At 65.2% G+C, this 20,420-nt stretch carries 19 protein-coding genes; 8 read left to right on the top strand and 11 right to left on the bottom strand.

Features of this window, described 5'->3' with window-relative positions:
- Positions 1–2: 2 nt before the first annotated feature.
- Together NKK50_RS07065 and NKK50_RS07060 are read right to left on the bottom strand one after the other, a co-directional pair.
- Positions 3–986: an ABC transporter permease gene (locus tag NKK50_RS07065; protein WP_023733555.1), complete on the bottom strand. Its 984-nt coding sequence runs from the start codon at positions 984–986 to the stop codon at positions 3–5.
- 159 nt (positions 987–1,145) lie between these two features.
- Positions 1,146–2,216, bottom strand: coding sequence for a sugar ABC transporter substrate-binding protein (locus tag NKK50_RS07060; RefSeq protein WP_023744122.1), 1,071 nt, complete (start codon positions 2,214–2,216; stop codon positions 1,146–1,148).
- Between the two features lie 305 nt (positions 2,217–2,521).
- On the opposite strand from NKK50_RS07060, the gene NKK50_RS07055 reads away from it, so the two are divergent.
- Positions 2,522–4,117 (top strand): GMC family oxidoreductase, encoded by a 1,596-nt coding sequence (locus NKK50_RS07055; RefSeq protein ID WP_352543225.1) that lies wholly within the window; start codon positions 2,522–2,524, stop codon positions 4,115–4,117.
- A gap of 459 nt (positions 4,118–4,576) precedes the next feature.
- On the opposite strand, the gene NKK50_RS07050 is transcribed toward NKK50_RS07055, so the two are convergent.
- Entirely contained in the window at positions 4,577–4,714 is a 138-nt protein-coding gene (locus tag NKK50_RS07050; RefSeq protein WP_023691904.1) for an endonuclease/exonuclease/phosphatase family protein, read from the bottom strand.
- A 186-nt stretch (positions 4,715–4,900) separates the two neighbouring features.
- Here NKK50_RS07050 and rsgA point away from each other — a divergent pair, with 186 nt between their 5' ends.
- On the top strand, positions 4,901–5,914 hold the full coding sequence (rsgA, locus tag NKK50_RS07045) for a ribosome small subunit-dependent GTPase A (RefSeq protein ID WP_352543224.1): 1,014 nt from the start codon (positions 4,901–4,903) through the stop codon (positions 5,912–5,914).
- Between the two features lie 62 nt (positions 5,915–5,976).
- On the opposite strand, the gene NKK50_RS07040 is transcribed toward rsgA, so the two are convergent.
- From NKK50_RS07040 to NKK50_RS07010, 7 genes are read right to left on the bottom strand one after another with little or no spacing between them, the layout of a single operon-like run.
- Positions 5,977–6,768 (bottom strand): sugar isomerase domain-containing protein, encoded by a 792-nt coding sequence (locus tag NKK50_RS07040; protein WP_352543223.1) that lies wholly within the window; start codon positions 6,766–6,768, stop codon positions 5,977–5,979.
- A 37-nt stretch (positions 6,769–6,805) separates the two neighbouring features.
- Entirely contained in the window at positions 6,806–7,576 is a 771-nt protein-coding gene (locus NKK50_RS07035) for a GntR family transcriptional regulator (RefSeq protein ID WP_023683130.1), read from the bottom strand.
- The gene (locus NKK50_RS07030; protein WP_352543222.1) at positions 7,573–8,448 is read right to left on the bottom strand and encodes an ROK family protein; all 876 of its coding nucleotides are present in this window, start codon (positions 8,446–8,448) and stop codon (positions 7,573–7,575) included. The genes NKK50_RS07035 and NKK50_RS07030 overlap by 4 nt, the downstream gene beginning before the upstream one ends.
- Positions 8,445–9,185: a PIG-L deacetylase family protein gene (locus NKK50_RS07025; protein ID WP_352543221.1), complete on the bottom strand. Its 741-nt coding sequence runs from the start codon at positions 9,183–9,185 to the stop codon at positions 8,445–8,447. Before NKK50_RS07025 ends, NKK50_RS07030 begins: the two co-directional genes overlap by 4 nt.
- Positions 9,182–10,039, bottom strand: a complete 858-nt coding sequence (locus NKK50_RS07020) for a carbohydrate ABC transporter permease (RefSeq protein ID WP_352543220.1) — start codon at positions 10,037–10,039, stop codon at positions 9,182–9,184. The genes NKK50_RS07025 and NKK50_RS07020 overlap by 4 nt, the downstream gene beginning before the upstream one ends.
- Positions 10,036–10,968, bottom strand: coding sequence for a carbohydrate ABC transporter permease (locus NKK50_RS07015; RefSeq protein ID WP_352543219.1), 933 nt, complete (start codon positions 10,966–10,968; stop codon positions 10,036–10,038). The genes NKK50_RS07020 and NKK50_RS07015 overlap by 4 nt, the downstream gene beginning before the upstream one ends.
- A 49-nt stretch (positions 10,969–11,017) precedes the next feature.
- Complete coding sequence (locus NKK50_RS07010) at positions 11,018–12,292, bottom strand: extracellular solute-binding protein (RefSeq protein ID WP_352460753.1); 1,275 nt, start codon at positions 12,290–12,292, stop codon at positions 11,018–11,020.
- A gap of 317 nt (positions 12,293–12,609) precedes the next feature.
- On the opposite strand from NKK50_RS07010, the gene NKK50_RS07005 reads away from it, so the two are divergent.
- The 3 genes from NKK50_RS07005 to NKK50_RS06995 are packed head-to-tail and all read left to right on the top strand — an operon-like array spanning position 12,610 to position 15,652.
- Positions 12,610–13,902 (top strand): ABC transporter substrate-binding protein, encoded by a 1,293-nt coding sequence (locus tag NKK50_RS07005; RefSeq protein ID WP_352543218.1) that lies wholly within the window; start codon positions 12,610–12,612, stop codon positions 13,900–13,902.
- Complete coding sequence (locus NKK50_RS07000; protein WP_023698623.1) at positions 13,902–14,792, top strand: carbohydrate ABC transporter permease; 891 nt, start codon at positions 13,902–13,904, stop codon at positions 14,790–14,792. The genes NKK50_RS07005 and NKK50_RS07000 overlap by 1 nt, the downstream gene beginning before the upstream one ends.
- The gene (locus NKK50_RS06995; RefSeq protein WP_023710857.1) at positions 14,789–15,652 is read left to right on the top strand and encodes a carbohydrate ABC transporter permease; all 864 of its coding nucleotides are present in this window, start codon (positions 14,789–14,791) and stop codon (positions 15,650–15,652) included. Before NKK50_RS07000 ends, NKK50_RS06995 begins: the two co-directional genes overlap by 4 nt.
- Before the next feature lie 6 nt (positions 15,653–15,658).
- Here NKK50_RS06995 and NKK50_RS06990 read toward each other — a convergent pair whose 3' ends face one another.
- Positions 15,659–16,843, bottom strand: coding sequence for a Gfo/Idh/MocA family protein (locus NKK50_RS06990; RefSeq protein ID WP_023820598.1), 1,185 nt, complete (start codon positions 16,841–16,843; stop codon positions 15,659–15,661).
- A 289-nt stretch (positions 16,844–17,132) separates the two neighbouring features.
- Here NKK50_RS06990 and NKK50_RS06985 point away from each other — a divergent pair, with 289 nt between their 5' ends.
- The 3 genes from NKK50_RS06985 (at position 17,133) to NKK50_RS06975 (ending at position 20,414) form a co-directional block, all read left to right on the top strand.
- Complete coding sequence (locus NKK50_RS06985; protein WP_352543217.1) at positions 17,133–18,020, top strand: MurR/RpiR family transcriptional regulator; 888 nt, start codon at positions 17,133–17,135, stop codon at positions 18,018–18,020.
- Positions 18,021–18,099: 79 nt separating this feature from the next.
- The gene (locus NKK50_RS06980) at positions 18,100–18,882 is read left to right on the top strand and encodes an SDR family oxidoreductase (RefSeq protein WP_023704171.1); all 783 of its coding nucleotides are present in this window, start codon (positions 18,100–18,102) and stop codon (positions 18,880–18,882) included.
- The gene (locus NKK50_RS06975; protein ID WP_023817200.1) at positions 18,879–20,414 is read left to right on the top strand and encodes a mannitol dehydrogenase family protein; all 1,536 of its coding nucleotides are present in this window, start codon (positions 18,879–18,881) and stop codon (positions 20,412–20,414) included. The genes NKK50_RS06980 and NKK50_RS06975 overlap by 4 nt, the downstream gene beginning before the upstream one ends.
- Positions 20,415–20,420 lie beyond the last annotated feature (6 nt).

The raw sequence follows: 20,420 nt of genomic DNA, 5'->3' as shown, positions 1-20,420 counted from the left end.
GTTCACTTGACGATTTTCAGGCGGACACGGTCGAGCGACAGCGCCACCGCGGCGATGATCATCAGACCCTGCACCGTCTGCTGGATGTAGGGCGAGATGCCGAGCAGGATCATGCCATTGGCAAGCACGGTGACGATCAGCACACCGATCAGCGTGTTGACGACGCCGCCCTCGCCGCCGGTCAAAGCGGTGCCGCCGACGACCACTGCGGTGACCGCTGCAAACAGCCTGCCGTCGCCGATGACGGCGTGCGACTGGCCGAGCTGTGCGGCGGCAAGCACACCGGCAATGCCGAAGAAGAAACCGGCCAGCGCAAAAGCGGTGATGCGCACGCGCACGACATTGACGCCCGAGAGCTTGGCGACATCCTCGTCGCCGCCGATCGCCAATATGTGGCGGCCGAGCTTGGTGTGATACTGGATGACGGTGGCGAGCAGGAACGCGCCGAACGCAACCCAGACCGCCACCGGCAGGCCGAGGAAACGGTGCAAGGCCAGGTCGCGGATCGAGGCGTCGTTCAGCTTGATCGCCGTGCCGCCCAGCATATAGACCGACAGGCCGAGGCCGATGAACCACATGCCGAGCGTGCCCATGAAGGACGGGATGCGCAGCATGGCCTGGACGAGACCGCTGACGAAGCCCATGGCGGTGCCGGCGGCGATGGCAGCGAGCACCGCCCACCAGCCATAGTCGTTGCCGTTGCCGTCATTGGCGGCGAGCAGCACAAGCACCATCGCCGCCACCGAAAGCGTGCCTTCGACTGCGAGGTCGATGCTGCCCATCAGGATGATGAAGGTCAGCCCCATCGCCAGCGTCAGCGGCACGGCGGCGGAATTCGCAAGCCGCACCAGATTGCGCAGCTCGATGAAATTGGGGTTGGCAATGGCGATGAGTACGCAGAGTACAATCAGCACCGCCAGCGGCGCCAGGCTGCGCCAGCGCCTGCCGCCCAGGAATGTCGCGATGCGGCCGGGGAACGGTGTCATGGGCGTCGTCCGCTCGATGTCCGAAACGGACTTCAGGGGTTCTGTATGGATTGTCAAGAAACCGCTTCCCGTCTGCTGGTGACAGCCGTCGCGACAAGGGGATCGCGACGGCTGCGGGAGGAAGCGGGCCGCCAGGGAGTTGCAGCCCACTCCGATGGATCAGGTGCGGATTGCTCCGGTGACCCGGCCCCACAGATCGTTCCAGTCGATCTCGGGCTTCGCATCGACATTGGTCTTGTAATATTCCTCGACATTGTCGTGCGAGATCAGCACCGCCTTGCCGTAGAACTCGCGGTGCTCCGGGGGCTCCTTGGTCGGGTCGAACTTGCCGATCTTGGCGTTGTAGCCGATGGCTAGACCCATGCCGCCCTGCCAGAACGGATCCGAAGTGACCGTGCAGGCGAATTCGCCGGTGCGCACCGCATCGACCGCCGTCTTGATGCCGTCGACGCCGACGATCGGCACCTTGCCGGCGAGATTTTCGGCACGCAACGCTTCCAGAGCGCCCGAGCCCATATCGTCATTGGCCGCCCAGATGCCCTTGATGTCGTCGCCGAAGCGGGTGAGCAGATTGCCCATCAGGTCGAAGGCTTCGGTCGACTTCCAGTTGGCGACCTGGAAGTCGAGCAGCTTGATGTCTGGGTTGGCAGCAAGGGCTGCGTCGAGGCCCTTCTTGCGCTCGATCGCCGCCGTGGTCGAGATCAGGCCGCCGAGCGCTACGATGCCGCCCTTGCCGCCAATGGTCTTGAACAGGATCTCGGCGATGGTCTTGCCGCTGTCGATGCCGTCGAACTCGATATGCGAGACATAGTTCGGGTTGAAATCCTTCGGGTGCAGATCCCCAGGCTTGTTCCACTGCGTCACCACATAGGCGCCGGCCTTGGCGCAGGCCTCGACGATCGGGCGCGCATCGGGCGTGTCGTTGGGATCGGAATTCAGCACCATGTTGCCGCCGGTCTTGGCCAGCATCGCCTTGATGTCGGCAATGCCCTTCTCGCTGTTGCCTTCCGAAACCAGCGTGACGTGTTCCAGCCCGGCCCATTTGGCATACGCTTCCGCGCCGGTCTTCCACACCGCGTGATAGGGGTTGGACAGCGAGCGGATCGACGTCACCAGCGTCGGCTTTTCCTGCGCGCGCAGCACGCTCGGCATCGCGAGTGCCGCCACGCCGGCGGTGGCGCCCATCATCAGCGTGCGCCGGTTGACCGCAAAATTCTTCGTGTCGTTCATACCTCGAAACCTCCCGATTGAATTCTGTTCCGCCCGGCATCTTGCGCAGGGAGCGCGGCCGGGACCTCCTGGTGAGGATCGTCAAGCTCCTCCACTTGTACGACAACCCTTCAACACGATAACCATACCCTTTCTCTTGACGTGGCACAAGCGACTTGAGATCGTCGCGCGCAAGAGGAAGGGGCGGTGATTTTCATCGCCCGCCGGAGCATGATCCCTAGAAGTGGGAACCGGTTTTCTCGGACAAATCGGGAAACCGTTTTGTCCGGAGATCATGCTCCAACAAAGAGAACCCGGGAGTGGAAATGACGGATTACATCATTGTCGGCGGCGGTTCGGCTGGCTGCATTCTGGCCGCCCGGCTGAGCGAGGACCCGGACGTGTCCGTCGTGCTGCTCGAGGCCGGTCCGCCCGACACCGACCGCTACATCCATTTGCCGGTCGGCTTCTTCAAGATGACGTCGGGGCCGCTGATCTGGGGTTATGACACCGCGCCCGGCAAGGAGATCGACGGCCGCACCATGGTCTATCCGCAGGCCCGCGTGCTGGGCGGCGGCTCCTCGATCAACGCCCAGGTGTTCACCCGCGGTTGCCCTGAGGATTATGACGGCTGGGCGACTGAGAATGGCTGTGCCGGCTGGAGCTATGCCGACGTGCTGCCCTACTTCGTCCGCTCCGAGGGCAACGACACTTTTGCCGATGCGCAGCACGGCACTGACGGCCCGCTCGGCGTCTCCAGCGGCGCGCCGCATCCGCTGACCCGCATCTTCGTCAAGGCGGCGCAGCAGGCGGGCCTTCCTTTCCGCGCCGACTTCAACGCCGGTAAGCAGGCGGGCGCCGGCTTCTACCAGACGACGACGCGTCGGGGGAAACGCTCGAGCACGGCGGTCGCCTATCTGAAGCCGGCGCTCGGCCGCAAGAATCTGACGCTACGCACCGACGCCTCGGTCAGCCGCATCGTGGTCGAGAACGGCCGCGCCATCGGTGTAGAGATCATCGTCAATGGCCGCACCGAACTGCTCCGCGCCGAGCGCGAAGTCATCGTCGCCGCCGGCGCCATCGGCTCGCCGAAATTGCTGATGCTGTCCGGCATCGGCCCGGCCGTGCATCTCGGCCAGCACGGCATCGAGGTGGTCCACGATTCCAAAAACGTCGGCCAGAATCTGCACGATCACATGGACGTCGATGTCGTCGCCGAGCTCAACGGACCGCACGGCATCGACCGTTACAAGAAGAAGCGCTGGCAAGCGGTCGCCGGTCTTGAATATGCGCTGTTCGGCAAGGGGCCGGTGGCCTCCAACATTGTAGAGTCCGGCGGCTTCTGGTGGGGCGACCGCGCGGAGAAGACGCCGGACATCCAGTTCCATTTCCTGCCCGGCGCCGGCGTTGAGGAAGGCATCGGCTCGGTTCCCGGCGGCAATGGCTGCACGCTGAACTCCTACCATGTGCGCCCGCGTTCGCGCGGCAGCGTCACGCTCAAGTCCGCGGACCTGCGCGATGCGCCCATCATCGACCCCAACCCGTTCGCCGAGCGCTATGATCTCGAACGCGCCATCGACGGCATCGAGATCAGCCGCGAAATCCTGTCGCAGCCAGCCTTCGCCAGATACATCAGCCGCGAGCATCTGCCCGGCAAGGCGATGCAGGGGCGCTCAGCACTCGAAGCCTTCGCCCGAGAACATGGCCGCAGCGCCTATCACCCAGTCGGCACCTGCCGGATGGGCGGCGATGCCGACAGCGTCGTCGATCCCGAGTTGCGCGTGCGCGGTCTGCAAGGCCTGCGTGTCTGCGACAGCTCGGTCATGCCAAGCATCGTGTCCTCCAACACCAACGCGGCCGTGGTCATGATTGCGGAGAAGGCTGCGGATCTGATTACGGGGCGAACGCTGCCGGTGGCGTAAGCAGGACAATCGCATGTGGTGGCGCCACGCGATTGCCCTGCCTTGAGCACCTGTCGCTGAGCGCATAGCACTCGAACCGCACTAAAAACGACAGCCTCCCGCAGCGCCTTCAACCGACGCTTGCGCAACCCACCAACCGACCGGAAACCCCCGGTTGCGGGCTCGTTGCCGACGCCTGCGCGGGGATGTGAAAGCGCTTTTGCGCCAGTTCCGCGATCACACCATATGAACCGATCCAAGCTCTGCTAGCTTGTGGGCGTGGGACTTGTCCCGCTTTGGCCGGTGCTTCAGGCAACCCCATCCCAACCCCCCGCCCCCTGCGGTACCGGCCATCCCCCTCCCCCTTTTGGCAGGCTTCTCGACCTGCCATCCTCAGCCGTCCCTGCCAACTTCGAGGTCGACGACGAGGCCTGATGCGTGGCATGCAAATCAAGACCATCGGCAGCGTATCGAGGGATTTCACATCGGCTGTCTGGACGACGTCCTGGAGAGCGACAGATCGGGGTCGAGCCGCCTCAGCTCCCGGTTGATGGCCGCCAGGCGCTCCGGTTCGCCTTCCGTGTTGCAGACATTGAGAGTAACGACGCGTAAGCGCATCAACGAACCACCGCCGCGATGCGTTCCAACGTGGTGCGCGAAACGGCTCGGCCATCGGCGCGGTTCGGCTTGCCAAATTCCGCCATGCCGCCCATACACGGCTTGAACAACCGCCCCGAGGGTCCGCGCCCATTTTGCCAAAGGATACTCTCCGATGTCTGTGACGCCGTCCCCCTGGTCAAAGCCGTGACGGCCTCCCTCGCAAGCCTGGGCTGGACGGATTTCTTCGGCGACCAGCTTGAAGCCGATGAGGCAGACCTCGTCCCGACGCGGATCGCCTCGGTGCACCGCGACCGCTTGGCCGGCCTGTCCCGGGCAGGGCCAGTGGATCTGACGCTGCCGGCCAATGCCAACACCGGCGAATACGCCGTCGGCGACTGGGTGCTGGTCGAACCGCATACGCATCTGCTGTGCCGCCGCCTGACCCGCAAGACGGTGCTGGAGCGCCGCACGCAGGGCGGCAGGATCCCGCAGCTGGCCGCGGCCAATGTCGACACGCTGTTCATCGTGACGTCCTGCAATGCCGATTTCAACATCGCCCGGCTCGAGCGCTATCTCGCGCTGGCCAACGAGGCCGGAACGACGCCGGTGATCCTGCTGACCAAGGCCGACACGGCTGATGATGCCGAGGCTTACCAAAGCCAGGCCGCCGCCCTGCAGCGTGGACTGGCCGTGGTGATGCTGAACCCGCGCGTCGCCGATGCCGCAGCGGCGCTTGCTCCCTGGTGTGGCGCAGGGCAGACGGTGGCGCTGGTCGGCTCCTCCGGGGTCGGCAAATCGACGCTGGTCAACACGCTGGCCGGATCGGCGCAGCAATCGCCGCAACAGACGGCGGGCATTCGCGAGCACGATGCCAAGGGTCGCCACACTACCACAGCCAGATCGCTGCACGCCATTGCCGGCGGCGGCTGGGTGATCGACACGCCGGGCATGCGCACGCTGCATGTCAGCGACGTCGCATCCGGCATCGACACGCTGTTTGCCGAAATCACCGAGCTCGCACCGCTGTGCAAGTTCCGCGACTGCACCCATGTCCACGAACCGGGCTGCGCGGTGCAGGCTGCGTTGAAGGCGGGTACGCTCGACCCTGAGCGCCTTGCCCGCTGGCGCAAGCTGTCGGAGGAAAACCAGGGCAACACGCCGGTTCAGAGCGGCCCGCGCGGCAACAAATCTCCTGTCGCGCGCCCGAAGCGGCGTTGAACATCCGGAAAATTCCAGCGAGAGAAATTGGAGGCCTGGCCATGTGCCGGGCCTCCGTGCTTTCACTCTCCGCGCATCGTTGCCTGGAAGGTCGGCAGGTGCTTCTGCTGCGCCTCCAGCATGCGCTCGCGGTAGACGCCGTAGATGACGTCGGTGTCGTGCAGCGTCACGCCGGCAATGGTCGGCGAGGCGAAGACCGGCAGTTCGATGCCGCGCTTGGCGAGCTGCTCGGCCGTGCGCGCGATCAGCTCATGCGCCAGGATCATGGCAAGCACCGTCGATGAGCCCGACACCGGCCGGCTCCAGCCCTCGACCGGCACGATGGCGTCCTCGATCGGCGAACAGGTGTCGATGACGAGGTCGGCGGCATCCGCCAGCCGCTTGCCGGAGGAGTGCGTCGCCGGCTTGTCCAGATTGTTCTTGCTGGTGACCGCGACGACGAAGATGCCGCGCTTCCTGGCGTAGAGCGCGGTGTCGATGCCCGACGAGTTGCGGCCGCTATGGCCGAAGATGATGATGGAATCGCCCTTGTTGAGCGGCTGGTGGTCGAGGAATTTTTCGGCGTATCTTTCCGTACGCTCCAGCCACAAAAGCTCGCGCACGCCGCCGGCGCCGAGCACATTGTGCCACATCACGCGCGGGTCGGTCAGCGGGTTGAAGCCGACATAGCTGCCATAGCGCGGAAACACTTCCTGCACCGGCAGCACCGAATGGCCGGAGCCATAGAGATGCACCAGCCCGCCGCCCTCGAGGGAGTCGGCAAAGCGGCTGGCGGCCTGTGCAAAGGCCTCTTCATTGGCTTTCGCAGCCTGGTCGATGAGGGCGGCGAGACGGTGGATGTAGAGATCGGACACGTGGGTACTCCTGTTTGCTGTGTCGGTCTGGAATGGATCAGCTTCTCGGGTTCAGCGGCACGCGTCCGGCGCGCAGCGTCGAGCGGATTTCGTAGCGGTCGCCGCGCATGATCGAGACGGTGAATTCGAACGGGCCGCGCTCGTCGGTGGTGATGCGTTCGACGACGAAGGCCGGGCTGCCGACGGCGAGGTCGAGCAGTTCGGCGTCCGCCGCGCCGACCGCGCCGACCCGGTAGTTCTCCCGCGCGGCCACCGGCACGATCCCGTAATGGCGCTCCAGCGCCTCGTAGAGCGAGCCCTGCAGCAGGCCGGCATCGAGGAAGCCCGGCACGCGCACCGCCGACAGCTGCGCCGTCTGGATGCCGATCGGCTCGTTGTTGCCGAGCCGCAGCCTGCGAATGCGCACCACCGGATCGCCCTCTTCGATCTCCAGCGCGCCGGCAGCCGCCGCGTTGGCGGTGGTCAGGCTGCAGTCGAGCAGACGCGAGCCCGCGACCACGCCCATATTGCCCATCTCCTGGGTAAAGCTGGTCAGCTCACGCGTGCCGGCGACCAGCGTGGTCGAGCGCACGAACGTGCCGCGGCCATGTTCGCGCCTGAGCAGCCCGGCCTCCTCGAGATTGCGCAGCGCGTGGCGCAGCGTGATACGGCTGACGCCGAACAGGGCGCACAGCCTGTCCTCCGCCGGGATCTGGTCGCCCGTTGCCCATTCGCCGCTCTTGACGATGGCGCGGATCGCCTCTTCGACCTGATACCAGAGCGGCTCCGGCCGTCTGCGGTCCGGCTGCTGAAAGCTTGCTTCGCTCATCGCACCTGCCTCCACCCTTGCCCCACACCGCCGGCCAGCGCCGCGCCGACAAGACCGGCGCGGGAGCCGAATTGACCGGACTTGATTTCGATGCCGCGCAGATGCGGCGGCAGCTGGCGCCGCAGCGCCGCAAGCAGCGGCGGCCGGATCACGTCCATCGCATCGGCCAGCCCACCTGAGATCAGCACCGCCTGTGGATCGAGCAGCGCGACGGCGCCGGCAAGCGCGGTGCCGAGCTGGCGTGCCGGCAGTTCAAGCAAGGTGAGTGCGGCGAGTTCGCCGGCCTGGGCAGCGGCGATCAGTTGGCGGCCGTCGGCCAGCCCGATCTGGCCGGCAAGGCCATCGAGCGCGCGACCGGAAGCGACACGCTCCAGCCAGCCGCTGCGCTCTTCACCATGATCCCTCACGTCGGCGCAGGCCCAGCCGAACGAGCAGGCGCCGCCATGCGCGCCGGCAACGATACGGCCATTGGCCAGCACCGCCGAACCGATGCCGGTGCCGATGGCAAGCAGTATCGCATCCGACATGTTCTTCGCGCTGCCTTCGACGGCCTCGGCCAGCAGCGCGATCTGCGCGTCATTGCCGAGCGCTACGCGCAGTTTGGGAAACAGCGTCTGGATGTCGACGCCGTCGACGAACGGCAGGTTCGGAATCCAGCGGCAGACCGGGCCCTCGACCAGTCCCGGCACCGCGATGCCAAGCGCTTCGACCGACCCGGCCTCCGCGCACAGCGCGTTGATGCGGGCGGTGAAGGCATCAAGGGTTGCCGGCGCCGGCTCGCTGCCAAGCATCTCCAGCGCGTTGACGTCGCCGGTGGAGATGGCGGCGCGCAGATTGGTACCGCCGAGATCGATGGCGAGTACCCGCGTCATCGACCGGACCCTTTGCCGAAGGGGAGCGAGAACAGGCCGCTGCCGGCATTCCACGAATGCGACGCCGCCGTGAAGGCTTGCGCATGGCGCGTGCCGCGCAGGCAGCCGCGCAGCCGGTAGAGCGAACTGTAATAGTCGACATAGGGGAAGCTGCTCAGCCCGCGCGCCAGTTCATACTCCATGACCGCGTCGCGCCAGGCCTCGAACCCGTCGCTGACATCGACGAGATGCTCGGGCCGGAATCCGTCATCGTCCTCCCAGTTCTCGCCGAACAGAAGCAGTTGCGGCGTGTGCGCCGGATGGTCGCTGGCAACGGTCGGCAGTCCGGCGAAGAAGATGCCGGTCTTCGTCAAATGCGCGGCGGCGCGATGGTCCTTGTGCCAGCTGCCGTGCCAATGGGTGATGACGATCTCGGGTTTCAGCTCGCGAATGATGTCGCTCACTTCGAGCGCCGTCTGATCGTCTGTAGGTAGGAAGCCGTCGCGCAGGCCAAAGCCACGCATGGTGACGCCGAGCCGCGCCGCCGCGCTGCCCGCTTCCTCTTCCTTCTGCAAGCAATAATGCGCGGGAACCAGGTACGGATGGCCCTGCTCACCCATGGTCAGATGCAGGAAGGTCACGGCGGCACCGCGCTTGACGGCGGCGGCGGCCAGCGGTCCGGCCATCACCTCGGCATCGAAGGCGTGCGCGCCGACCACCAGGATGGATTTCGCGGCGTAGATCCTGTCTTCGATCATTTCATGCTTCCTCCGGTGCCGACCCCTTCGCGAATCTGGCGGGCCAGCAAACAATACATGATCAGGATGGGCGCCATGGAGATCGCCAGCGAGGCGAACACCAGGACCCAGTCGGTGCGGAACTGGCCGACGAAGACGCTGATCGCCAGCGGCACCGTCTTGTAGCGGTCGTCGAAGATGAAGATCAGCGGGAAGAAGAAATCGTTCCACACCGCGATCGCGGTGAAGATGGCCACGATCGACACCGCCGGCTTGACCATCGGCAGGATGATCTGGAACAGGATGCGCACCTCGCCGGCGCCGTCCATGCGCGCCGCCTCGTCCAACTCGGAGGGCAAGACGCGCATGAAATTGGCGAAGATGAACACGGCGAAGGGAATGCGGATCGCCGAATAGACCAGGATCAGCCCGGTCAGCGAATCCAGCAGGCCAAGATTGCGCATCAGCGTGAACAGTTCGACCGAGGCGAGCCGGATCGGCAGCATGATGCCTGACAGGAACAGGCCGAGCATGATGGCATTCCAGCCGAGTCTGTATCGGCTGAGCGGATAGGCGGCCATGGCCGAGACGACGATGGTGAGGATGACAGCGCCGCCGGTGACGATCAGGCTGTTGATGAAATTCTGGCCGAGATCGGCGCGCGTCCAGGCGTTGACGAAATTATCGAAGGCAAAGCTTTGCGGCAGGCCGAGCCTGTTGTCGTAGATCTCGGCCGTGGTCTTGAAACAGGAGACGATGAGGATGTAGAGCGGCAACAGCACAGCCGCCGTCCATACGATCAGCACCGTCCAGCCGGGCAGCCGCGCCAGTTGCCGAGAGATGGCCGGCCTTTGCGAAATCGCCAGCGCGCTCATAGCTGCACCGTGCGGCGGTCGAAGAAGCGCAGCATCATGAGCGTGCCGATGCTGAGGATCAAGAACAGCATGGTGCCGAGCGCCAGCGCCAGACCGATATCAGTGATGCCGACAGCGCCTTCCGCGCCGAAGGCCAGCCGGTAGAAGTAGGTCACCAGCGTGTCGGTCGAATAGGCCGGATTGCCCTGCACGCCCTGCATGACATAGACGATGTCGAACTGGTTGAAGGTGTTGATGAACGACAGCGTCGTCAGCGTGCCCAGCGCCGGCATCAGCAGCGGCAGCGCGATCGAGAACAGCATGCGCGCATTGCCGGCGCCGTCAAGTTTTGCCGCCTCGAAAATCTGGCCGGAAATCTGCCGCAGACCTGCCGTGTAGATCAGCACCGGCAGGCCCATCCAGTTCCAGGCATCGACGGCGATCAGCATGGCGAGCGCGGTGTGGCTGTTGCCGAGCACGGTCAGGCTGCCCTGGTGCAGGCCAAGCCCGTTCAGCGCCCATTCGACGACGCCGCCCGGTGCCAAAAGCAACCGCCACAGCGCGCCGACGATGACCGGGCTCAGCACCGCCGGAAAGAAGAACACCGACTGGAAGAACGCAGCACCCCTGTCGCGCAGGAACAGCAGCCAGGCGAACAAAAGCCCGATTCCGTTCTGGAACAGCATGATGCCGAAGAACCAGGCGGTGTTGTGCCACAGCGCGCCGTAGAGCCGCGCGCCGCTGGGGAAAACGAACAGCCTTGAGAAATTCGACAGGCCGGCGAACTCGACCATGCGCAGCCCCTTCCAGACGAAGAAGCTGCCCCAGAGCGACATCCCCAGGGGATAGAGGACGAACAGCGCATAGACCGCCAGCGCCGGCAGGGTGAACAGCACGGCCATGCGCTGCTGCGTGCGGCGAAGGCTGCTGGTGCGGCGAAGGGTGCTCATGCGCTTTTCTGGTCCGTGAGAGGCGCGGCCGCTTTGCGACCGGCCGCGCCTACTGCTTCGGCTTGAACCAGGTGGCGACTGCGGCCTGCATGTCGGCCGCCAGCTTCTCCGGCGCGATGTTGCCTTCGACCATGTCGATGATCTCCGACTGCAGCACCGAAGACGCCGTCGGCGACTGCCAGCGGAAGCCGACCAGCGTCAGATAGGGCGTCGAATTCTTCGCCATCTCCATCATCGAGGCCAGCACTGGATCCTTCACCGTCACATCCGTGCGGGCCGGCGGCCAGCCGAGCTCGTCGGCGAACATCTGCGCGAACTCTGCCGAAGCCATGAAGCCCAGCACCTTGGTCGCGGCTTCCTTGTTCTGGCTCTCGGAGACCAGGCCATAGGAGCCGTCGGAAAAGGCCGAGGTGTAGAGTTTTGCCCCGGCATCGTCGGCGGGGAACGGGAAGATCGAGAATTTCAGCTTCGGGTTCTGCGCCTTGAAGCTGCCGTTCTCGAACGAACCGCCGAGGAACATCGCCGCCTTGCCGCCGATGAACTGCTGCGTGGCGGTGGTGTAGTCGATGCCGGCGAAGCCGTCGGGGAAATACGGCTTCAGCTCGGCGAAGCGCTTCAGCGCCGCCACATAGCGCGGATCCTGGAAGGTCGCCTTGCCGCTCATCATCTCGTCGTAGAAATCAGGACCATAGATGGTCGGGCCGACCGCGCCGACGGCGATCTCCAGCTCCCAGGCCGAGCCGTTGGCGCCACCGGTGGCGATCGGCGTGATGCCGGCCGCCTTCAGCTTCTCGCAGACAGCGGTGAAATCCTTGTAGGTCTTGGGGATCTCGATGCCCTGGGCGGTGAAAATATCCTGGTTGTAGAAGACGCCCATCATCGGCACCGAGTAGGGCACGCCATAGAGCTTGCCGTCGCTGCGGCCGCGCGCGCCGCCAAGCGCCGCGTCCTCCATGTTCTTCAGCTCCGGCACGCTGTCGTCCAGCGCGTCGAGATAGCCGGCCTCGACGAAGGGCTGCAATTCGCCATAGGCCTTGAGCTGCGCGATGTCGGGCCCGCGCCCGCCGCGCAGCGCCGTGCTCAGCCGGTTCTGGTAGTCGGCATCCGGCGTGAACTGAATGGCGACCTTGATGCCGGGATTCTTCGCCTCGAAGGCATCGAAGATGCGGCGCATCGCCGCCTCGTCCTCGGTGCGCCAGCTCCACAGCGTCACCGTGCTGTCGGCGGCTCGCGCCGGCAATGAGGCAAAGACGCCGGCGCAGGCGGCGGCAAGGCCGCCGATCAGCCTAAGCGCTGCGCGCCGGTGAAGTGAAAGCATGCTCATTGCCAGTCTCCCATTGTTCTCTGTGCTTGGCGTCCCGCGGCGTTCCCGTGCCGTGAGAAGCCATTGGTTCGGCAAAAGTCATTATAATGACATAGCGGTATTCGCAAGAGGTCTGCTGCGCCTCAGGAATGGCGGCGTTTGGCCCCCTCGCGACATTGCAGTACCCGCAACTGTTTGTTACATAACGACAAATACCCACATTCCAGCGCCGCAAAGAAATCTGTGACCGTACCATGTGAGACTTTTTCGCCAGCAAGCCCTTGCGTCGCCGCGCTGACTTGTCATAACCTCATGCGAACCAATAGGGAGGATGAGGAATGTCGTTTGCCTGGACGTCGAAACTGGCACTGGCCGCAGGCCTCGCCATCCTGCCCGCCACGGCCTGGGCGCAGTCGGTCAACATCTCCTATCTCACCCACTGGTCGCCGGAGACGGTCGCGCTGCTGGAAGCGGCGGCCAAGGATTATGCCAAGACCAATCCGGATGTCAGCGTCACCGTGCGCGCCGTCCCCTTCGGCGACCTCCTGACCACGCTGCGCTCGCAAGGCGGCGGCGCGGACGGCCCGACGATCGGCGGCATCTACGATCTCTGGTTGCCGGAACTGGCGCGCGACAAGCTGGTCGCGCCCGCCCCCGATGCGGTGGCCAGCGAGGTCAAGGCCGCATGGCCGGCGGGCATCACCAGCGCCGCCTCGGTCGGCGGCACGCTCTACGGCATCCCCAACGAAATCGACGTCTATGCGCTGAACTACAACAAGGCGCTGTTCAAGCAGGCCGGCATCGCGGCGCCACCCAAGACCTGGGACGAGTTCAAGGATGCGGCCAAGAAGCTGACCAACCAGGATGCGGGACAGCAAGGCTTCGGCATGATCAACTCCTGGGCGGCCGGCGTCGTCCACCCCTTCGCCTCGCTGCTGGTCTCCAATGGCGGCGACCTGGTCAAGGACGGCAAGCCGGTGCTCGACAGCCCGCAGGCCGCGGAGACTTTCCAGCTCTATGAAGACCTGATCAAGTCGGGCGCCAGCGTGCCGTCGATGGCGACAGCCGACGCCAACACCACCGGCCCCTTCCTCGACAATTTCGTCTCCGGCAAGACCGGCATGATCATCATGGCCAATTGGTGGGAGAGCGCGCTGAAGGCCGGCATGGGCGACAGATTCGCCGACATTGCAACGGCGCCGATTCCCGTCGGCCCGAGCGGCGACAAGCCGCATTCGATCTCCTACTCCTGGATGACCGTGGTCAACGCCAATGCAGGTGCCGCCGAGCAGAAGGCGGCGTGGGACTTCCTCGCCTGGCTGAACAATCCAAAGTCCGGCAAGAACGGCGCTTCCGCGATGTCGGATATCCTCATGTCGATGGGCATCCTGCCCTCACGCCTCTCCGACATCGAGGCGCACAAGGACAAGCTCGGCTCGGAATTCCTCTCCGGCTATGTCAGCGTGCTCACCGACGCCAAGCCGTTCCCGGTGGTGCCGGGCGGCCAGGAATTCTCGGAATCGCTGCAGCAGACGCTCGAGGCGTTGCAGTATGGCCAGGTCTCGGCCAAGGATGCGCAGGCGACGGCGCAGGCCGACGCCATTTCGATCCTGGAGCGCGCCGCCAAATAATGATTCAGAGGTACCGTGCCTCGGCGGGCATCATGCTGGCGCCCGCCGTGACGCTGATCGGCATCTTCGTCCTGTTGCCAATGCTGCTCACCGTCTGGCTGTCGTTCCAGGACTGGTCGACGCAGACACCGTTTTCCAGCGCCGGCTTCGTCGGCGTCGACAATTTCCGCGAGATTTTTGGGGTCTCCTCGGTCGGCCGCGATTTCAAGGCCGCGCTCGCCAACACAGCCGTCTACACCGCGCTCTCCGTCGTCCTCATCCTGCCTCTGTCGGTGGCCTTCGGCCTGATGGTTTACCAGCGCGACGTCGCCGGCGGCACGGCGCTGCGCACGGTGCTGTTTGCCACCTACATGGTGCCGATGATCGCTGTCGCGCTGGTGTGGTCGAAACTCTATTCGCCGAGCGAAGGCCCTCTCAACCAGATGCTCGGCCTTATCGGCATCGGCCCGCAGCCTTTCCTGTCGTCGCCGCGCTCGGCGCTGATCTCGATCGTCTTCCTCAATGTCTGGCAGCAGGTCGGCTATTTCACCGTGCTGGCGATCGCCGGACTGACGCAAATCCCCGGCAGCCTGTATGAAGCAGCAAAGCTCGACGGCGCCAACCGTTTCGAGCAGTTCCGCTTCATCACCCTGCCGCTGATACGGCGCACGCTTCTGTTCAGCGCCGTCATCGCCATCATTAACGCCGTGCAGGTGTTCGAGCCGGTTGCCCTGATCACGCAGGGCGGGCCGGTCGGCTCGACCAATGTGCTGACCTACCACATCCGCCGCGTCGGCATCGAGCGTGCGCAGGGTGGACTGGGTTCGGCCATGGCGGTGATGCTGATGCTTTCGCTGATTGTCGTCGTCTGCGCGCTGTTTGCCTTCGCCAACCGGAAGAACGACGAATGAGCGCGGGATCGTCGAGCCGGCTGTCGCGCCGGCGCCCGTCGGGCCGCAAGGCGCTGCTGGCGACGCTGATGCTGCTGGTCGCCGTCGCCTCGGCCTTCCCGCTGGTATGGATGGTGCTGTCGAGCCTCAAGACGCCGGCCGAGAGCATGCAGGTGCCGCCGGTGTGGATCCCCCTTACGCCGAGCTTCGACGCCTATGAGAAGGTGTCGGGCGTGGTCAATGTCGGCCGCTCGATGTGGAATTCCCTGGTCATCGCCTCGATCACCACCGCCGGCATCCTGCTGACCAGCATGATGGCCGGCTACGCCTTCGCCAAATACCACTTCCCCGCCAAGTCGCTGCTGTTCTCTGTGCTGATCGCCACCATGTTCCTGCCGCCGATCGTGACGCTGATCCCGCTCTATCGCCTGGTCGGCTCGATCGGCCTCAACGCCAGCCTCGCCGGCATCATCGTGCCCAATCTCGCCAATGCTTTCGGCATCTTCCTGATGCGCCAGTTCATCTCCGGCGTTCCCGACGAGCTCATCGACGCCGCGCGCATGGACGGCGCCTCGGAGTTCTTGATCCTCTACAAGATCGTCGCGCCCAGCATCGCCCCCGCAATCGCGGCTCTGGCCCTCTTCGCCTTCGTCTACCACTGGAACAGCTATCTGTGGCCGCTGACCGTGCTGCAGGGCAATGCCGACGCCTATCCGATCGTCATCAGCCTGAGCCGCCTGCTCAGCTACAACAGAGGTGCGGTCAACACCGGCCTGGTGATGGCCGGCGCGACGCTGGCCGTGCTGCCGCCGCTCATCCTGTTCGTCTTCCTGCAGCGCTTCTTCGTCGATTCCATCGTCGGCTCGGCGATCAAGGGATAGCTCGCCTCACCCGAACCTTGCCGCCGTCCAAGCCCCACCCGCAGCATTCGACTCCACCGCCGCCGCCACAAACTTCACCCCGCGCGCGCCATCGACGACATCGGGCACCTGTGCCGCGCGCGCCGGATCAACCGTCCCGCCCGAACGGTGCGCGCGAATGATATCGGCGGCGTCGCGGTAGAAATTGGCGAAGGCCTCGATATAGCCTTCCGGATGCGCCGCCGGCATGCGCGACACGCGTTGGCTTTCCGCCGTCGAGCCATGGCCGCCGCGCACCAAAGTGCGGGTTTCCTCGCCATGGATGGAGAAGCGCAGTTCCTCCGGCCGCCCGCCCGACCATTCGAGCCCGGCTTTGTCGCCATAGATGCGCACGGAGAGATCATTGTAGTGGCCGGGCGAGGTCTGGCTGGCCAGGATCGTGCCGCGCGCGCCGCCGGTCCAGCGCAGCAGCACATGTGCATTGTCGTCGAGCCGACGTCCCGGCACGGCGGTGAACAGATCCGCCGACACCGCCTCGGCCTCGCAGCCGGAGATATAGCTCGCCAGGTTGAAGGCGTGCACGCCGATATCGGCCAGCACCGCCGACTGCCCGGCGCGCGCCGGATCGGTGCGCCACTCCGCCTGCTTCTGGCCGTCGGCGTCGATCGGTTTGGTCAGCCAGTCCTGGATGTAGGCGCCGTGCACGGAAACGATCCGCCCAAGCGCACCCGCCGCCACCATCTCGCGCGCCTGGCGGACCATGGCGTAGCCGGTGTTGTTGAGGGTGACGACAAAGCGGCGCTTCTTCGCCTTCGCCAGCGCCACCAGCGCCTCAGCGTCGGCCAGCGTCGTCGACAGCGGCTTGTCGCAGATCACGTCGATGCCGGCCTCGAGAAAGGCCGTGGCAATCGGCGCGTGCAGATGGTTGGGCGTGACGATGACAACCGCCTCGATACCATCCGGCCGCGCGGCTTCGGCCTGCGCCATCTCGCGATAGTCGGCGTAGCTGCGCTCGGGCGCGATGCCGATCTCGGCGGCCGAGGCGGCGGCGTTCTCCGGGTCCGACGACAGCGCGCCGGCGACCAGTACGATCTGGTCGTCCAGGCGCATGGCGAGCCGATGCACGGCGCCGATAAAGGCATTGCGCCCGCCGCCGACCATGCCGACCCTGAGCCGCTTGCCCGCCGATCCGTCCGATGTTGCGTAGACCATTTCAAACTCCTCCACCTGTGGCTTCGTCATCCTGGGGCGTAGCAAGGAGCGCAGCGACGCAGCGCAGACCCCAGGATCCATGCCGTGACATCAGAGCGATGCTACGGTGCAGAACCTTCTCGTCCGCTGCATTCCTCGACCATCGTCACGGCATGGATCCTAGGGTCTCCGCGACGGAGCTTCGCTCCTGCTTCGCCCTAGGATGACGACGTTGGGAAACCGCACCCCTTTCGAACGCGATTTCCAATTTTCATATTGTAAAACGATCGTACCGCGCTAGCCTGAAATCATGGGTGGGGCAAGCAAGGCATCCGGGCGATCGAGCACCGACGAGGCGGCGACGCGCAAGCGCGGGCGCTCTCTGGCGGCGCTCGGCTACATCCAGCCGCAGACCTACGAGGAGCTGCGCGCCGTGCTGTCGTCGGGCACGGTGCATTTCCCCAAGCGGCTGCGCCAGGTGGCGATCTTCCTGTGGCAGCATCCGAGCGATGTCGCGCTCGGCACCATCGCGCAGGTGGCGGCACAGGCCGGCGTGCAGCCCTCGACGCTGGTACGCTTTGCGCAGATCTTCGGCTATTCCGGCTTTTCCGATTTCCAGGGCCTGTTCAAGGAGCACATCAAGGGATCGTGGCCGGAAGGGCGCGGCGAGCCGCGCACCGAGACGGAGCCCAATCTGCATTTCCTGCACGGCATGGTCGGGGCATCGCAGGCCTCGCTTGGCCGCATCGAAGCCGGCTTCGACGTCGCGAGTTTCGACAAGATGGTAACGCTGCTGGCGGCCGCCGAGCTGATCTATGTCATCGGCTCCAAGCGCGCCTTTCCGGTCACCGCCTATCTCTCCCTGACACTGTCGCAGCAGGGCGTGCGCAATGTGCTGGTCGACAATGTCGGCTCCTCCGCACTCGACCAGATCGGCTGCATCAGCGGCCGGGATGCCGTGCTCGCTGTCTCGTTTAGCCCCTACAATTCGATCACGCCCGATCTCGTCGCGGTGGCGCATGAGCGCAAGGCGCGTATCGTCACCGTCACCGACAGCACCTTCAGCCCGCTGATCCCGCTCTCGGACAGCTGGCTGGAAGTGGTGGAATCCGACTTTGCCGGCTTCCGCTCACTGGCGGCCTCGCTCGCCGTTGGGATGGCGCTGGTCCATGGCGTGGCGGCGCGGCGCGGCGAATGAGGCATCACTGGTCCAATTGACTATCGGGAATTGTCGTTCCATATTTCTCAAAATAGAAACTTTATTCCCGGGAGGAGGAATGGAGATCCGGCTTGACGGCAAGGTGGCTCTGGTCACCGGGTCGACGCAAGGCATTGGCCGCGCCATTGCCGAGACGCTGGCGCGTTCCGGTGCCGCCGGGCTGTTGGTCACCGGGCGCGAGAGGGCGCGTGGCGAGGCCGTGGCGGCCGAGCTTTCGCAATTGGGCACGCCGACCATCTTCGTCACCGCCGACCTTGCCGATGCTGACGCCCCCACCCTTCTGGCGCAGGCCTGCATCGAGCGCTTCGGCCGCATCGATGCGCTGGTCAACGCCGCCGGCCTGACCGATCGCGCCTCTTTCCTCGACGCCAGCCTCGACGATTGGGCGGCGCTGTTTGCCGTCAACACGCGCGCGCCGTTCTTCCTGATGCAGGCGGCGATTGCCGACATGAAGCAGCGCGGACAGGGCGGCGCCATTCTCAACATCCTGTCGATCAACGCCCATTGCGGTTCGCCGGAACTCGCCGTCTATTCCGCCACCAAGGGCGCGCTGGCGACGCTGACCAGGAACGCCGCCAACGCCCACCGTTTCGATCGCATCCGCGTCAACGGCATCAATGTCGGCTGGACCGACACGCCGGCCGAACGCATCATGCAGGCGGAGACATTGGGCAACGGCCCCGGCTGGCTCGACAAGGCCAATGCCGCGCAGCCTTTCGGCCGGCTGCTGACGCCGGACGACATCGCCAGCCTCGCCGTCTTCCTGCTGTCCGACGCGGCCGGCCCGATGACCGGCGCGGTCATCGACCAGGAGCAGGCGGTGATCGGGGCGAACCGGTGAGCGCTTCCACCGAAACGCTTGGGCCGGCGCTGCTCGATCGCTTGCCGGCATCGGTGCAGACACCGTCCTACGATCGCACCGTGCTTGCCGCAGGGATGGCGCATCTCGGCGTCGGCGCCTTCCACCGCTGCCACCAGGCCGAATACACCGACGATCTCATCTCGCTGCGCTTCGACCGCTGGGGCATCGTCGGCATCAACATCCGTCCGCCCAGCCTTGCCGACACGCTGGGACGGCAGGGCGGGCTGTACACAAGGCTGATCCGCGAGAACAGCCATATCGAGGCACGTGTGATCGGCAGCATCGTCCGGGTGGTCGACAGCCAGGAGAGTGCCGCACCGGCGCTGGGTGTGCTGATCTCACCCGATATCGAGCTGGTGACGATGACGGTGACCGAAAAAGGCTATTGCCACGTCCCGTCCAGCGGCGAACTCGACCTTGGCCATCCCGATATCGTCCACGACCTCGCCAACCCCGAGACGCCTCGCAGCGTCCCCGGCCTGCTGGTGCGGGCGCTGGAGCAGCGCAGGGCCACAAATGGGCGGCCGCTGACACTGCTGTCCTGCGACAACATTCCGGCCAATGGCGTTATCCTAGCCAATGTCGTGCAGACCTTCGCCAGGCAGCGCGGCAATGGCTTGGCCGCATGGATCGCAGCCAATTCCGCCTTCCCTTCGTCAATGGTCGACCGCATCGCGCCGGCGGTAACGCAAGATGACCTCGACAGTGTCGAGCAATGGTTCGGCTACCACGATGCCGCCGTCGCTGTCGGTGAGCCGTTCCGGCAGTGGGTGATCGAGGAAAAATTCGCCGGCCGCATGCCGCGCTGGGATCTGGTCGGCGCCACCTTCGTCGACGACGTCACGCCGTTTGAGCATCTCAAGATGCGGGTGCTGAATGGCGCCCAGACGGCACTCGCCACGCTCGGCGTTCTGGCTGGTCTCGAGCACACATCGGATGCCATGGCCGACCCGCTGCTGTCGGACTTCATCCGGCGCATGCTGGTCGAAGAGACTGTGCCGACGCTGATGCCGGTGCCGGGCATCCTGCCGCTTGCCTATGTCGAGCAGAGTCTTGCCCGGCTGAAGAACACCGCGATCCGCCACCGCAACCACCAGGTCGCAACCGACGGTTCGCAGAAGATCGTCCAGCGCCTGCTCAACCCGATCCGCGACCGGCTCGCAATGGGCCAGAGCATAGGCCTGCTATCGGTGCCGGTCGCCGGCTGGATGGCCTATCTGATCCGGGCCTCGGATCGCTTTGAAAGACGCTGGCCGGTGTCGGACCCCTATGCCGGCAAGGTCGCCGCGATCGCCGATGCGACCGGTCACGATGCCAGCGCGCTGGTGTCCGCCATCCTTGCCATCGACGGGATATTCGACCCCGGCCTTGCCGCCGACGATACGTTCCGCGCGGCCGTCACATCGGCGCTGGGCGACCTGCTGTCGGACGATCCGATGGCGGCTGTCCGGCACAGTCTTGAACAAGATGAGGTCGCGAGGTTGAAGCGATCCAAACAATCGGCATTATAGTCGTCG

The sequence above is a fragment of the Mesorhizobium sp. M0001 genome, from assembly GCF_040324255.1.
Classification (GTDB): domain Bacteria; phylum Pseudomonadota; class Alphaproteobacteria; order Rhizobiales; family Rhizobiaceae; genus Mesorhizobium.
This window is presented reverse-complemented; position numbering and strand designations above follow the sequence as displayed.